This is a genomic window from Mesorhizobium sp. WSM3873 (assembly GCF_001672445.1).
In the GTDB taxonomy this organism is placed as follows: domain Bacteria; phylum Pseudomonadota; class Alphaproteobacteria; order Rhizobiales; family Rhizobiaceae; genus Mesorhizobium.
The window spans coordinates 302,639-317,472 of sequence record NZ_LYTM01000012.1; the positions used below are offsets into that span (position 1 = coordinate 302,639).

13 protein-coding genes are annotated in these 14,834 nt (G+C 62.5%); 10 read left to right on the top strand and 3 right to left on the bottom strand.

Translation table 11 applies throughout. From position 1 onward, the window contains the following. Positions 1–17 precede the first annotated feature (17 nt). The 10 genes from A9K71_RS11350 (at position 18) to A9K71_RS11395 (ending at position 10,957) form a co-directional block, all read left to right on the top strand. Complete coding sequence (locus A9K71_RS11350; RefSeq protein WP_066994742.1) at positions 18–1,544, top strand: sugar ABC transporter ATP-binding protein; 1,527 nt, start codon at positions 18–20, stop codon at positions 1,542–1,544. A 2-nt stretch (positions 1,545–1,546) separates the two neighbouring features. Beyond that, positions 1,547–2,560 (top strand): ABC transporter permease, encoded by a 1,014-nt coding sequence (locus A9K71_RS11355; protein WP_245299586.1) that lies wholly within the window; start codon positions 1,547–1,549, stop codon positions 2,558–2,560. Between the two features lie 81 nt (positions 2,561–2,641). Continuing rightward, entirely contained in the window at positions 2,642–3,661 is a 1,020-nt protein-coding gene (locus A9K71_RS11360; protein ID WP_066994750.1) for a substrate-binding domain-containing protein, read from the top strand. 99 nt (positions 3,662–3,760) lie between these two features. Beyond that, complete coding sequence (locus A9K71_RS11365; protein WP_066994752.1) at positions 3,761–4,981, top strand: cytochrome P450; 1,221 nt, start codon at positions 3,761–3,763, stop codon at positions 4,979–4,981. Further along, positions 4,978–5,793 carry an MBL fold metallo-hydrolase gene (locus A9K71_RS11370; protein ID WP_066994755.1) on the top strand — a complete coding sequence of 272 codons (816 nt, stop codon included), beginning with the start codon at positions 4,978–4,980 and terminating at the stop codon, positions 5,791–5,793. Before A9K71_RS11365 ends, A9K71_RS11370 begins: the two co-directional genes overlap by 4 nt. Then, on the top strand, positions 5,790–6,812 hold the full coding sequence (locus A9K71_RS11375) for a zinc-binding alcohol dehydrogenase family protein (protein ID WP_245299587.1): 1,023 nt from the start codon (positions 5,790–5,792) through the stop codon (positions 6,810–6,812). Before A9K71_RS11370 ends, A9K71_RS11375 begins: the two co-directional genes overlap by 4 nt. After that, positions 6,809–7,660 (top strand): fumarylacetoacetate hydrolase family protein, encoded by an 852-nt coding sequence (locus A9K71_RS11380; RefSeq protein WP_066994757.1) that lies wholly within the window; start codon positions 6,809–6,811, stop codon positions 7,658–7,660. Before A9K71_RS11375 ends, A9K71_RS11380 begins: the two co-directional genes overlap by 4 nt. Before the next feature lie 5 nt (positions 7,661–7,665). After that, positions 7,666–8,733 carry a Gfo/Idh/MocA family oxidoreductase gene (locus A9K71_RS11385; RefSeq protein WP_066994760.1) on the top strand — a complete coding sequence of 356 codons (1,068 nt, stop codon included), beginning with the start codon at positions 7,666–7,668 and terminating at the stop codon, positions 8,731–8,733. Continuing rightward, complete coding sequence (locus A9K71_RS11390) at positions 8,730–9,068, top strand: antibiotic biosynthesis monooxygenase (protein WP_066994764.1); 339 nt, start codon at positions 8,730–8,732, stop codon at positions 9,066–9,068. The genes A9K71_RS11385 and A9K71_RS11390 overlap by 4 nt, the downstream gene beginning before the upstream one ends. Next, complete coding sequence (locus A9K71_RS11395; protein WP_066994767.1) at positions 9,065–10,957, top strand: hypothetical protein; 1,893 nt, start codon at positions 9,065–9,067, stop codon at positions 10,955–10,957. The genes A9K71_RS11390 and A9K71_RS11395 overlap by 4 nt, the downstream gene beginning before the upstream one ends. A 194-nt stretch (positions 10,958–11,151) precedes the next feature. Here A9K71_RS11395 and A9K71_RS32025 read toward each other — a convergent pair whose 3' ends face one another. The 3 genes from A9K71_RS32025 to dctP are packed head-to-tail and all read right to left on the bottom strand — an operon-like array spanning position 11,152 to position 14,804. Beyond that, complete coding sequence (locus A9K71_RS32025; protein WP_066994770.1) at positions 11,152–12,522, bottom strand: TRAP transporter large permease subunit; 1,371 nt, start codon at positions 12,520–12,522, stop codon at positions 11,152–11,154. A gap of 3 nt (positions 12,523–12,525) precedes the next feature. Next, positions 12,526–13,626: a TRAP transporter small permease subunit gene (locus tag A9K71_RS32030; RefSeq protein ID WP_066994773.1), complete on the bottom strand. Its 1,101-nt coding sequence runs from the start codon at positions 13,624–13,626 to the stop codon at positions 12,526–12,528. 59 nt (positions 13,627–13,685) lie between these two features. Further along, on the bottom strand, positions 13,686–14,804 hold the full coding sequence (gene dctP, locus A9K71_RS11410; RefSeq protein WP_066994776.1) for a TRAP transporter substrate-binding protein DctP: 1,119 nt from the start codon (positions 14,802–14,804) through the stop codon (positions 13,686–13,688). Positions 14,805–14,834: the final 30 nt, after the last annotated feature.

A 14,834-nucleotide genomic window follows, 5' to 3' on the forward strand; every position in this document is an offset into this window, starting at 1 on the left:
CAGCGCTTGAGGTCGACATGGCGCCGCGCCTGCAGATCTCGCAGCTTTGCAAGACGTTCCCCGGCGTGCGGGCACTCGACGACGTGTCGATATCGGTCGAGCCCGGTGAAATCCGGGCACTGCTTGGCGAGAACGGTGCCGGCAAGTCCACGCTGGGAAAGATCGTTGCCGGCGTCTACAGCCGCACCGGCGGCGAGGTGCGGCTCGACGACGCCGTACTCGGCGACCTCGACGAGAAGGCCGCGGGCGAGCTGGGCATCGGCATCGTCCATCAGGAAGGCTCGCTGGTGCCGCAGCTGTCGGTCGCGGAAAACATCTTTGCCGGCCGTCAGCCGACAAAATGGTTCGGCCAGGTCGATATCCGGCTGATGCGCGAAAGAGCGCACGCTCTCATCGCCCAGCTCGGCGTCGCCATCGATCCGGCAATGAAAGTGGCATTCCTGTCGCCAGCCCAGGCGCAGATCGTCGAGATCGCCAAGGCATTGTCGCGCGAACTGAGGCTGCTGATCCTCGACGAGCCGACGGCGGCGCTGACGCTGACCGAAACCGAAAAGCTCTTCGAGATCGTGCGCCGGCTGGCCAGGGACGGCGTTTCGGTCATCTATGTCTCCCACCGCCTAGCCGAGATCTTCGCGCTCTGCGATTCCGTCACGGTGCTCAAGGACGGGCGGCTCGCCGGTACGCGCAAGGTCGCCGAGACGACGACGGACGAGTTGATACGGCTGATGGTCGGGCGCGAGGTTCATCTCACCCGCGCGGCTTCGGCGCGGCAAGCGGGACCGATCGTTTTTGAAGCCGACGGGGTCTCCGCGCCGCCGCTTGTGCGCTCGGCTTCGATCACCGTGCGCGCCGGTGAGGTTGTCTGTCTTGCCGGGTTGATCGGTTCCGGGCGGAGCGAATTCTGCGAGGCCATTTTTGGCGCCAGGCGCCACACGGCCGGCGACATCCGGATCGGAGGCGCACCGGTCGACCCTCAGGGCCCGTGGGACGCCAAGCACGCCGGCATCGGCATGGTTCCGGAGGATCGCAAGACGTCGGGTCTCTTCCTCGGGATGGACCTCGTCAACAACATCGCCGCCACTGTGCTTTCGAAGGTCTCGTCCGGCGCCAACTTCTCCAACAGCAAGGCCGAACGGCTCGCAGGCGATTTCGTCAAAGAGCTGCGCATCGCCACCCCCAGCGTGCGCAAGATCGTCGGCGAGCTTTCGGGCGGCAACCAGCAGAAGGTCCTGCTGGCGAAATGGCTGGCCATGGAGCCGCGCCTGCTCATCGTCGACGAGCCGACGCGCGGCGTCGATGTCGGCGCTCGTTCCGAAATTTATCGCCTGCTGCGCGGACTGGCGGAGAAGGGCGTGGCGCTTCTCGTCGTCTCGTCCGAGCTGCCCGAGGTGCTGGCGCTTGCGGACCGGATCGTCGTGATGGCCGAGGGCCGCACGGTCGGGGAACTGCCGGGCGAGGGGGCGACCGAAGAGCAGGTGCTACGGCTGGCGACCCGGTTCACATCGTCGGTCGCGAACGTACGCGAGGAAGCGGTTGGAGCATGAGCGTGGCACAGATATCCCAGAACGAAGCGCAGGCCCCGGTCGAACAGCGCGAGGCCCTGCCGCTGCGCATTGTGCGCCGCCTGGCCAACTCGCGTGAGCTGACATTGTTCGTGCTCGTCGTGCTGCTCGCGCTGGCGATGACCATCGTCTATCCGCACAACTTCCCGACCGGGCCGAACATGCGCGCCGTGCTGCTCAATCTGGCACCCGTCGGCATTCTCGTCTGCGGCATGATGCTGCTGATGATCGCCGGCACTTTCGACCTGTCCGTCGGATCGACGCTCGCGCTTTCCGGGGTCTGGGCCGGTGTGGTTGCCGGCTGGTGGGGCTGGCCGGCGGAGGCAGCTCTTCTCGTTGGGGTCCTGGTTGGCGCGGTGGCCGGCTTGATCAACGGCCTGATCGTGACCCGCATCGGCATCAACGCACTGATCGCGACGCTCGGCACACTCACCATCTATCGCAGCCTGACCTATGTGACGGCCGGAACGGGTGTCACGCCGATCTCCGACAGCTTCGCCGAATATGGCCGCGCCGCCGATCCGATCCTGCGCATCCAGTCGCCGTTCTGGGCGATGCTGGTCCTGGTGCTGGTCGGCGGCTGGCTGGTCGCGCGCACCCGCTTCTTCCGCCAGTTCTATTTCGTCGGCGGCAACCCGCGCGCGGCCCAACTGTCCGGCATCCGCGTCGACAGGCTGATCCTCATCGGCTTCATCATAATGGGTGCGCTGGCAGGCATCGCCGGTGTGCTCGGGGCGGCGCGGCTCAACAGCGCTGTTGTCAATGCCGGCGTCGGCATCGAACTCAAGGTCATCACCGCAACGGTCCTTGGCGGCGCCAGCCTCAAGGGCGGCGAGGGCACCGTTCTGGGCGGCATTCTCGGCGTGCTTTTCATCGCGCTGATCGAGAACGCCATGATCATCAACGCGGTTGGCGTTTTCTGGCAGGGACTGGTCGTGGGGCTTGTCCTGCTGTTCGCCGTTTCGCTCGACCGCTTCAAGACCGCGGGCCGCGGCTAGGCCGGCGGGAACCGAGGGGAATCCGGCAAGGCCGGTGGACTGCAAAAACTGGGAACAGAACCCAATCAGGAGGAAACGGGAATGCGCTTTATGATGAAATCGACATTGGTCGCCTTGGGGATAACGGCGCTCGCGGCAGCCGTGACGGCACCGGCGCGCGCGCAGGAATCGTCTTTCGGCCCGGCCGACGCGAAGGAAACCTATTACTGGATTTCCAACAAGGCCAACCTGCCGCTCTTCGTGCAATACGACTATGTCGGCATGAAGAAGATCGCCGAGGAGCTCGGCGTCAAGGTGGTTGTGGCCGGCCCGACCGATTTCGACCTGCCAGGCTTCATCGCCGCGGTCGATCAGGTCTGCGCCCAGAAGCCGAACGGCGTGTCCGTGGTGGGCGGCTGGGATCCGTCGCTGACGGAATCGGTCAAGAAGTGCCTGGAGCAGGGCGTTCCCACCGTCGTCGATGACGGCGACCTGCCGGCCTCCGGACGTCTCGCCTACATCGGCACGAACTGGACGCAGGTCGGTGTCGCTCAGGCCAAGAAGATGATGGAGAAGCTGCCCAACGGCGGCAAGCTGGCCATGATGTCGATCATCAACGCCGGTAACATGCGGGAGGCAGTCGCCGGCTTCAAGGCCTATATCGAGGCCAATGGCGGCGGCAAATACAACATCGTCTCCAACGAGGACGACGGCGGCGATGCGCAGAAGGCGGCGCAGGTGACGGCCGCGATCCTCGCTGCCCATCCTGACATCGCCGGCTTAGCGGGCTTCGATTCGGAGTCGGGCGCCGGCATCGTGACCGCGTTGCGTGAGGCCGGCAAGAATCCGGGCGACATCAAGGTGACGGCGATGGAGCAGACGCCGGACTTCTTCAAGACCGCCAAGGAAGGCTGGGTCGACGGCATAGTGGTGCAGAACCGCGAACTGTTCATCTACTACGCGGTCAAGATCCTGCACGACTACAACCACAACGGACTGAAGTCCGCCGGCCTCGGCGCCAGCGACGGCGGCCGCCCGGTTCCGGACACGCTCGACACCGGCGTGCTGCTCGTCACCAAGGACAATGTCGACAAGGTGACGGCCGCGCTCGGCGTCAAGTAGTCGACCACCACACTGAGGGCTCTGCCCTCTTGCCTCCGGCGTTTCACTCCCCGGCCGTCGGAGGCAACATCGAAGCCAGCCAACCCAGAAGTCGCGCCCATGGCCGCAATGGTGACAACGGACGAACCGAACATCCCGGACGAGGTGGACATCCACGATCCGGCGTTCGTTGCCGATCCATTCGCGGCTTTCGAGCATTTGCGCCGGAAATGTCCGGTAGCACGCTCGAACAAATACGGGGGCTTTTGGTTGCTGAGCCGATACGACGATGTACGGAGCGCCGCAATTAATTGGCGCGACTACACGTCCAGCGTTCCCGGCGTGACGGCCATTCCCGTGATCACGCCGCGGACCGAACCTCAACTGCCGATCGAAATCGATCCGCCCCGGCATTCGCGTTATCGCGCCCTGGTCAACCCGGTCTTCGCGCCGCAGCGAATTGCCGCGATCACACCTCGCGTAAAAATGCTGGCCCGGTCGCTCTTCGAAAAGATGATCGCTGCGGGAAAGGCCGAGGCCGTTGCCGAATTCTGCGTGCCGGTTGCGATCACGTCGCTCGCGGCCTTCACCGACGTGCCGCTGCAAGACTCGGACAAGTGGGTCGGCTGGATCACCAGCATGTTCAACGTGAAGGACCCGAGCGCTGGAGCGACGGCAAGCCGCGAACTCAACACCTATATCGAGACCCTCATTGCCGCACGACGCGCCAAGCCGACGGGCGATTTCGTCAGCATGCTGATAGCGGCCGAGATTGACGGCGAAAGGCTCGACGACATTCAGATCCGCTCGTTCATGAGCGTCGTGTTCGGCGCGGGTTTCGAGACCACGGCGGACGCCCTTTCGGTCATGCTGCACTGGCTGGCCGAGCATCCGGAGGCGCTGGATCGGCTTGCCAGCGAACCGCAGCTTGTTCCGACCGCGGTGGAGGAGTTCCTGCGCTATTCCTCGCCGATCGAGATTTTCGGCCGCAATGCCTCGCATGATTTGTGCCTGCACGGTCGCGACATAAGGCGGGGCGACATTGTGGCCCTTGGTTTCGGCGCGGCGAACCGGGACCCGTCGGTATTCGATGCGCCGGACGAGATGCGCCTCGATCGCAGTCCCAACAAGCATCTCACCTTCGGAGCCGGCCCGCATCTGTGCGCCGGCGCCGGCGTGGCGCGCATGGAAATGGCGGTGACGCTCGAAACGCTGATCGAGACCGGCGCAAGGCTCGCACCCGCATCGGAGCAAGAGCTTCGCTGGAAGACACGCGGCGACCGGCGCGGGCTCGCTCGCCTGCCGCTCACAATCGACACGAGAAAGACGAACCGAAGATGACGCTTCAACCCACCACCCGCATCCGCTTCCACGGCGTGGCCGCCTACGAGATCGTGACGAGCAACGGGCTGCGCATCCTTTGCGACCCGTTCCTCGACCAGAATCCTGGAGCCGCGACCAAATCCACCGACTTCGACCATGTCGATCTGGTGATCGTCAGCCATGCGGCGTTCGATCATCTCGGCGACACCGACAAGATCGCCGCCGCGTACGGCTGTCCGGTTGTCTGCGGCGGCGAGGTGAAGGCCTGGCTGATGGATCGCGGCATCCCGGCCAGCCAGATCCGCGCGACGACCTGGGGCATTCGGGTCAAGGTGTCCGGCATTGAGATCCAGCCGCTGGAGTGCCATCACTGGTCGCAGATCAGGCTGATGGACAACTCCTTCATCTCCGGCGTGCCGATGGCCTTCATCGTCTATGCCGACGGGCTGCGCTTCTATCACTATGGCGATACCGCCATTTTCTCCGACCTGAAACTGCAGGGCGAACTCTATAAACCCAATGTCGGCTGCATCGGCATCGCCAATCCGCAGGAGATCCTGCATCTCAATCCGATGCCGGGAGAAATGCTGACGGGCGAGATGAGTCCCAATGAAGGTGTGCTGGCGACCCAGTGGCTCGGACTCGAGACTGTCCTGCCGTGCCACTACATCACGCTCGATGGCGACAAGGACGTCGCCGCCTACATGGAACATCACGGCGCGGCCAGGGCTCGCGGCGAGGCCATTGCCGATCCCTATCTGCTGCGGGCCGGCGACTGGATCGAATTCGATGCCGATGGCAGGGTCGTGCGCCCCGCGAAGGCGGCATGATGCGGGCCGCCATTTTCGACCAGCCGCAGTCGATCCGCATCGGCGATGCGCCGAAGCCCGTTCCTGGGCTGGGCGAAGTGCTGGTACGCGTCAGGGCCGCGGGCCTTTGCGCCGGTGATCTCTATATCTATACCGGCAAGAACCCCTATGTGACCTATCCTCGGATCGGCTGTCACGAAATCGCCGGCAGGGTCGAGGCTTACGGGCCAGGAGCGGCCGGTCCGAAGGTCGGGACGCGGGTCGTCGTCGACCCCTTCATCGGTTGCGGCCATTGCTATCCCTGTCGGATCGGCAAACGCAATTGCTGCGCCAATCTCACCATCATCGGGGTGCATCGCGAAGGCGGCTTCGCTGAATTCGTCACCGCGCCCGCGGGCAATCTGAACGTCGTGCCGGAGGGGCTCTCCGACTTCGAGGCGGCGTTCGCCGAGCCCGTCGCGATCGGCGTGCAGGGCTGCCGGCGCGGCATGGTCATGGGCGAGGACACGGTCCTCGTTCTTGGCGCGGGTCCGATCGGGCTGGCGATCGTCGAGGTCGCGCGGGCCCATGGCGCAAAAGTCTATGCCACGGATCTGTCGGCGGAGCGGCTGTCCACCGCCGCCGATCTGGGCGCAATCCCTGTGGCCGGCGGTGAAGGGCTGCTTGAACGGGTGATGGAGATCACGACCGGCGAAGGCATGCCCGTGGTGCTGGAGGCTACGGGGGCGGCGCCGGCGATGGAGCAGACCATCGATCTCGTTGCCGCGGGCGGCCGCGTCGTCATTCTCGGTCTCGTCAAGAAAGGACAAGGCGTCACGCTGCCCGGGCTGGATTTCACCCGCAAGGAGGTCACCATCCTCGGTTCGCGCGCCTCCGTCGATTGCTTTCCCGAGGCGCTCGACCTGCTTGCGTCGGGCAAGATCCATTACCCCAAAATCGCCAGCAGCTTTGCGCTGTCCGAGGCGCCCGCCGTCTTCAAAACACTCGCTGACAATCCGATGGCCCTGCACAAGGCCGTCTTCATCCCGGAGGCCGCATGAAATTCGTCACTTTCTCTCACAGGCAGGCCGGGCATCGCCAGCACGCCGGCATTCTGGACGGCGAGCAGGTCGCCTGCCTGACCGAAGCAGGACTGGCAGCGTCGGTGCTCGAGGTCGTGCAAGGCGGCGGGGCGGCGCTGGAGAAAGTCCGCGCGGGACTTGCCAAGGCGCCGCGCTATGCGCTTGCCGATACTATCCTCGAAGCGCCTATTCGTCCCGGCAAAGTGCTCTGCTCCGGCATCAACTACAAAGGTCATGCCGAGGAAAACCCGAATGCCAAGATGACCGAGCCGTTCTTTTTCGCCAAGCTGCCGTCATCGGTGGTCGGGCCCGATGTGCGGGTCGAAAAGCCGGTCCGGACGGAGCAGATGGACTATGAGGTCGAATTCACGGCCGTGATCGGCAAACATCTGCACAAGGCTTCCGAAGCCGACGTGATGCCGGCGATCTTCGGCTATACGCTGCTCAACGACATCTCGGCCCGCGACGTCCAATTCAAGGACAACCAGATCACCATCGGCAAGAATTTCGCGGGCTTCGCACCGATAGGCCCATGCATCGTCACCACTGATGAACTGACCAGGCCCGACGACGTGACGCTCAAGACAAGGCTGAACGGCAAGCTTTTGCAGAACGGCAGCACGTCGGACTGGCTGTTCCCGCTGCCGCGGCTGATATCCTTCCTTTCGCACTACGTGCCGCTGGAACCAGGCGACCTCGTCTCGACCGGAACGCCGGCGGGCGTCGGCGCCTTCCAGAAGCCGCAGATATTCATGAAGGCTGGCGACGTCGTGGAAATCGAGGCCGCCGGCATCGGTGTGCTTAGAACCCCCATCGTGGCCGGATAGAGGGCATGGACCGGTCCCTGCGCATCGGCGTGATCGGCTGCGGCTTCTTCGCGCAGAACCATTTGCATTCCTGGAGCGACCTCGCCGAAAAGGGCGCCCAGCTTGCCGCCGTCTGCGACGTGAATGCCGCCAAGGCGCGCGCCGCCGGCGAGACATTCCGTGTGCCGTATTATTCGGACGCCGCAAAGATGCTCGAGGCTGAGCGCCTCGACGTGGCCGATATCGTGACACGCCACGACACGCACCGGCCGTTGGCGGAAATGGCGCTCGCGCACGGCGTGGCCACAATCGTGCAGAAGCCCTTCGCATCGACATGGGAAGATTGCATCGCGATCGTCGAAGCTGCGCACAAGGCAAATGCGTGGCTTGCCGTGCATGAGAACTTTCGGTTTCAGGGGCCGATGCGCGCCGTCCGCAAGGTAATCGACAGCGGCGCGATCGGAACACCGAACTGGGCAAGGATTCGCTTCAGGACCGGCTTCGACGTCTACAAGACCCAGCCCTATTTCTATGACGAGGAGCGGCTCGCGATTGCCGATGTCGGTATCCACATGCTGGACCTGTCCCGCTTCTTCCTCGGCGAGGTCGAGCACATCTCCTGCGAAAAACAGAAGCGCAATCCACGCATCCGCGCTGAGGACACGGCGACCATGCTGCTCAGGCATCAAAGCGGCGCGGTGTCGGTCGTGGAATGCACCTACGAGTCGCGCCGATTGCCGGATCATTTCCCTGAAACGCTGCTCGTCATCGAAGGTCCGAGGGGAGCCATTTCGCTCGATGCCGGTTGCAGCATGACGGTGACCAGCGACGGCGCGACGTGGACCGAAGACGCAAGCTCGCCGCTCCTGTCCTGGACCGCTTATCCCTGGCATGTCGCCCAGCAAGGCGTGATCGGTGCATGCGGCCATTTCCTCGACAGCCTGCAGCGCGGCGTTCCGCCCGAAACCAGCGGTGAGGACAATCTCAAGACATACGCGTTGGTCGATGCCGCCTATCGCGCCGCCAGCGAACGGCGCGCGGTCGAACCTAAGCGTTGGAACCATGGCTTAGCCAATGGCGGAGAGCGGCCATGAGCATTTCGCCTGCCGAAGCGGCCTTTGCCCTCACCGTCGTTTTCGATCTTGTCGAAGGGACCTTTCCCGAATTCTACCGGCTCGTTTCGCAGAACGCGTCTCTGTCGGTGGAACTCGAGCCGGGATGTCTGCGCTTCGATGTGCTGACGCCGTTAGGCACGCAAAAGCCGTCCCAGATATTCCTGTACGAGATCTATCGCGATCGGGCTGCCTTCGACCTGCACCTCGCTTCGGCTCACTATCTGAGCTTCGATGCCAGCACGCGTGACATGGTGAGCCGCAAGACTGTCGTCACCTACAGGGTGGACGAGAATTCCAAGCAGGCGGTGGCATGACCGCCAATGCCGATCTCCTTGCGCTTTACGGCACCGACGAGCCGCTTCCGCAACGGAAGCTTCTTGCCGCCGGACCGCTGACCGCCGTTCTCGAGGACGGCAATCTGCGGACGATCTGTTTTGCCGGCGTGGAGGTGGTTCGGGCGATCAACTATCTTGCGCGCGATGCGTCCTGGGGGACTTACAAGGCCGAGCTTTCCAACATGCGAATTTCCGAGGACGGCACGTCGTTCGAGCTTCGCTATGACGGACTCTGCGCCGGCCCGCAGGGACGTTTCGCCTATCGCATGAAGATTCGTGGCGACGCGTCGGGCGAGCTGACCTTGCAAGCGGATGGCGTGGCGCTCACCGATTTTCCCACCAACCGCACCGGTTTCGTGGTGCTTCATCCTTCAGAGGCGGCGGGCAAAAGGCTGACCATCCGGCATAGCGACGGAAGCATCGAGGAGACGACATTTCCCAAATTGATCAGCCCGGACCAGCCTGCCTTCGACATTTCAGCGCTGACGCACGAGCCAGCACCCGGCTTGGTCTGCGCCGTCGCCATGGAAGGCGATGCCTTCGAGATGGAGGACCAGCGCAACTGGACGGACGCCTCGTTCAAGACTTATGTGCGGCCGCTCTCAAAGCCCCGACCTTATGTCATCGGCAAAGGTGTGAAGGACATACAGCGCGTCACGGTTTCCGTGCACGCCGAGACATCGGCGCCTGGACCGGCTATCAGCAGTCCAGCAACCCTGACCGTTGGCGGACCTGCCGGGCGGATGCCGTCGATAGCGCTGTTCGTCGATCCCGACCAACTGCCGGCAGCCATCGCCGGAGCGGCTTCGCTTGGCCCGGTGCCGGAGATCATACTGCGCTTCGACAGCGCGCGCGGGCATGATCGGCGCGTGCTGGAAAAGGCAGCCGAGCTTGCGAGCGCGCTTGGCGCCCGGCTGGCGCTCGAGGCGATCTTTGATGCGATCCACCCCGGGGCCGAGGCCCAGACCCTTGCAGCTATGGTTCGCTTGGCGGGCGTCGAACCGAGCGCCATTCTGGTTTCACCACGGCGCGAATTCAAGACACGCCCCTCGAACCATTTGCCGAACGGTGAGCGACCGATTGACGAGATCGTGCAGGCATTGCGGGCTGTCGGTCTCGCTTGCCCGATAGGGGCTGGTACGCCCTCCCTATTCACCGAATTCAACCGCAACCCGCCGACCGGCAATGCGGATTTCGTCTTCTTCGGCAACAGCGCCATCGTGCATGCCGCCGATGAGCAGTCGGTCATGGAAACCCTGACCGTTTATCCTGCAATCATGGAGACAGCACGGCAATTGTGTCCCGGAAAGCCGATCTGGCTTGGGCCTTGCACGATCGGCTTGCGGCACAATCCCTATGGTGAGGTGGTCGCAGCCAATCCCGGAAATAACCGGGTGCCCGCCGCCGGCACCGACCCGCGTCAGCGGGCATTGTTCGGTGCCGCCTTTGCCGTCGGCGTCGCGGCCCGGGCCGCTGAGACAGCCGCCGAGCAGTTGATATTGGCAGAACTGACTGGCCCCTTCGGTCTCTTGAACGAGGACGGCTCCCGACGACCTTTGCAAGCCGTCCATGCCCAAATCGCTGAGGCCGCCGGCGTCGAACGCTATGGGATTTCGAGTGATTGGCCAGGCGTGGCAGCGATTGCCTTTCGTCGCGGCAACACGATCCGCGTGCTGGCGGCCAACCTGACCCCCGTGCCGATCGACATAGCGCTATCCTCGGATGCTAAACTGCTTTGCGTTGCAGGTGAGGACACGAAGCCGGCGAAGTCCCCGCTGACCACCCATACATTGGGGCCGTACAACTCTGTCGCTCTTCAGTTTGTCCAGACGCCAAGTCGACCGGACGGCAGGCCCAGGAAAAGCTGAACGTCAAGATACGCAATCCAAAGCGGGATGTCTCGTCTCCCAGCTATTTGCGTGGGCGGGATGATGGCGCCCGGCAGGAGCATGGAGTGCGCGGACAGGCCTCAAGATCAGCAGCTTCTGCAGGCGAGCGGCGCCTCTGAAGCGCTGAACCTTCGATTGTTGCGTCGGCGTCGAACCGCCAAAGACGTGTGCGGTCAACCGCCTCCGTACATGAGCTTCGGCAGCCAAATGACGATCGAGGGGAACACGATGCACAACCCTACTCCGATCGCCTGCAGGAATAAGAAGGGAACGGCGGATCGGAAGATCGTCGCCATCGATATCTCCGGTGGCGCGACACTCTTCAAGTAAAACAGTGAATAGCCGAACGGTGGGCTCAGGAACGCCATCTGCATGTTGACCATGAAAATGACGCCATACCACAGCGGCACGTCTTCAGGAGCCACACCGGCTAAGCCGAACGTACCGCCGAATTCCAGGGACTTAAGGATGGGCAGAAATATCGGTACGGTGAGAAGGAGAATGCCCACCCAGTCCAGAAACATGCCCAGGACGAACAGGATGATCATCATCAGAACAAGAATGCCGTAAGGCGCGAATCCAGTTCCGAGAATAGATTCGGCAACGAAGTTCTGCCCGCCCTTCAGGATGAAGAAGCCGACGAACATGGTGGCTCCGAAGAATATCCACATCACCATCGCAGTCGCCTTGAGGGTCGCCACGCCGGCTTCCCGGATCGTGTCCCAAGTCAGGCGGCGATGGGCGGCGCAGACGATGAAAGCACCGAATGTGCCGATGCCGGCGGCTTCAACAGGCGTTGCTATGCCAAGGAAGATGACCCCGAGCACAAGCAGGATGAGCAGAATGGGCATGAACGTGCGGCGCAGAAGCCTCAGCTTCTCCCCAAAGCCGATGCGCTCGCTCGGCGGCAAAGCCGGGCCGAGCTTGGGGTTGATGTAGCAGCGCGCCGTGACGTAGACGACATACATCCCCGACAGCAGCAGCCCTGGGAATACCGACCCGATCAAAAGCTCGCCTAACGACTGTTGCGCGACGACGGCGTAGACGATCGCCATCACCGAAGGCGGTATGAGGATGCCAAGCGTTCCTCCGGCGAGCAGCGAGCCGCAGGCGAGCTTTGCGTCGTAGTTGCGGCGGAGCATCGCTGGCAGAGCGATCATGCCCATTGTCACTTCCGTCGCACCGACGACCCCAACCATTGCTGCGAGCAGGGTGCACGAGATTATGGTGGCCGAGGCAAGTCCACCTTTCAGCCCACCCAGCCATTTATAGACCACGTCAAACAGCTCCTCGATGATCCCCGCTTTCTGAAGGATCGCGGCCATGAAGATAAACAGCGGCACCGCCGAGAGCTGATAATCCGTCATGAAGGGAAAAATCCGCGACGGCAGCATGTTCAGCATGGCCGCATTACCGAACAAGAAGAGGAAGAGAACGGCGAGGCTGCCCGTGCAGAAGGCCATTGGCAGCCCGAGCAATAAAAGAACGCCCAGTCCGCCGAACATGAGGATGCTCAGCCACAGGATTGGAAGCTCGAGACCCATGGCTTAGCGGAGCCTTCTTGTTGCGGTCGCGATGTCACGCATCAGGCGAGACACGCCTTGAAGCAGCAGCAGCGCGGCGCCAACAGGAATCGCCAGCTTCACCGGCCAATATTGAATACCCCACTCGGTGAAAGAACTCTCGCCCACCGCCATCGCGTCGCTGGCAAAACGCCAGCCGGCAACGAGCATTGTACCCACGAACAGGAAAAAGAATGCCGAGGTGATGATATCGCAGATCGCCCGGCCACGTTCGGAGAGGTGGCTGTACACGATGTCGACCCTGACATGGGTCTCATCGCGATAGGCATAGGCCCCAGCCAGCATGTATTGCATACCGAACATCAGAAACATGCTCTCGTGCACCCAGTTGGTCGGGGAGTTGAAAACGAAGCGGGCGACCACCTCGTAATAGTACGCCATGACCGCGAGGACCGACCAATAGGCGACGAACTCGCCTGTCACTCTTACAAGCCAGTCGACCGGCCCAAATGGCGCAAGAGGCTGTTTGACGGGCGTCGCGGGCACATCGACGACGATCTCATGGTGGGTCGCGGCGCGCCCAGTCTCACGGGCGCGGGCGCGCCGCGCAAGACCGGGTATGAGAAGGGCGTCGCCGACGATAATGAGACCGAGCAGAAGTCCCGCAATCCGGCTGATGCTGCTGTCCCACTCGAGCCCGTGAACGGCCGCCGTCAGATTGTTGCGCGCCGCCGCGGCCTCAGCCTCAGCTTTTGCAAGTCGATCGGCAGCCCCCTGCTTGTTGGCTGCCATATCTGCCTTGGCACGCGGCAACAGTCTCCCGGCGTGCTCGCTCTGGGATCGCGCGAGTGAAACTGCCTCGCGTCCATCGCGCACCTGGGTGCTTGTCCAAAGTACCGCGATGAAGAACGGGATAAAAATGAATCCCCACCTGCTCTTCAGATAGAAGCGGTGCATGCCGAGGAAGCCGGCTGTGACCAGGAACAGATAGGCAAGAAACAGGTTTGGACGGCCGGGATCACGCTGTGCCCGTTCTCGATGGACAAAATGAACGGCGGCCAGCGGAAAGACCGCGAGGGTTAACCAGTAGAGCCAGTGCGGCAGCACAAATGTTAGGGAAGGCATCGGCGAACGCCTGCTGCAGGAGCGAGCGCCCGTCCGGCTCAGGACGGGCGAAAGAGGGTTCACAGGTTGATGGTCAGCCCCTGGTACATGTCCGGAGTGACATAACCGACTGTCGGGTTCTCCATGACCTCGAGCTGCAACTTGAAGATGCGCGCTGCGTCCTTGTCCTTGTTGGCCCACTCGAACCAGATGGGCACCGCGATTTCCTGGAACTTCTGGAGGTCCTCCGGTCCAAGCCGATTGATTTCAATGCCGGCATCCAGGAATTTTTGCCAAGCCTCCATGTCGGCCTTCTGGATCGAGCCGAAATGGGCATTGGAATAGACTTGGATCTCGTCTTCCACGAACTTCTTGAGGTTGTCCGGGAGTTGGTTCCAGACATTCATGTTGACGGCAAAGTCCATCAGGTCGACGGGCTGGTATACGGACATCAGACCGGCTGGACCCATGGAAATGTACTTGGTCACCTGCTGGAAACCGAGGGCCCAGTTTACGGCCGGACCGGTGTAGTCGGCGGCATCGATCGTGCCCTTTTCCAGCGCGGAGAACACCTCGCCGCCCGGCAGCAACGTCGTCTTGGCACCGGCTTTCGCGAAGGTTTCGGCGATCATGCCGCCCGGTACGCGCAGTTTCAGATCCCTAAAATCCTCGATTGAGCGGATCGGTGTCTTTGAGTGGATGATGTTCGGGCCGTGATGAATGCGGTTGACGTAGTAAAGGCCTTGTTTCGCATAAAGGTCGCGCGCGGCCTGCAGACCACCTTTTGAATAGAAAAAGATATCCCATTCGTGCGGATAGCGTAGCCCCAACGTGTAAGAGGACAGGAACGCCGTAGCGGGAAGCTTGCCGGCCCAATAAAGTGAAAACGAGTTCATCGCTTCCAGAACGCCGTTCTTCACCCCGTCGAGGAGTTCGAAATCACCAACGATATCCTTTGCCTTGAACGGCTGAAATTCGAGTTGGCCTCCGGTTTTTTCCTTGATGGTGCCACACCAGTTTTGGAAGGTTTCAAGTCCGACACCCGCCGGCCACGAGGTTTGGATTTTCCAGGTGATTGCGTCTGCGGCTCCGGCCCTTCGAACCCAGGGCGCGGTGACCGCCGTCGCCGTTAGCCCAGCGACAAGTCCACTCGTCTTCAGAAACTTTCGCCTTGATTGGGAACGCGTTTCTCCGTCCATTGCTTTCCTCCCTGGTCGGCAAGCGGGCAA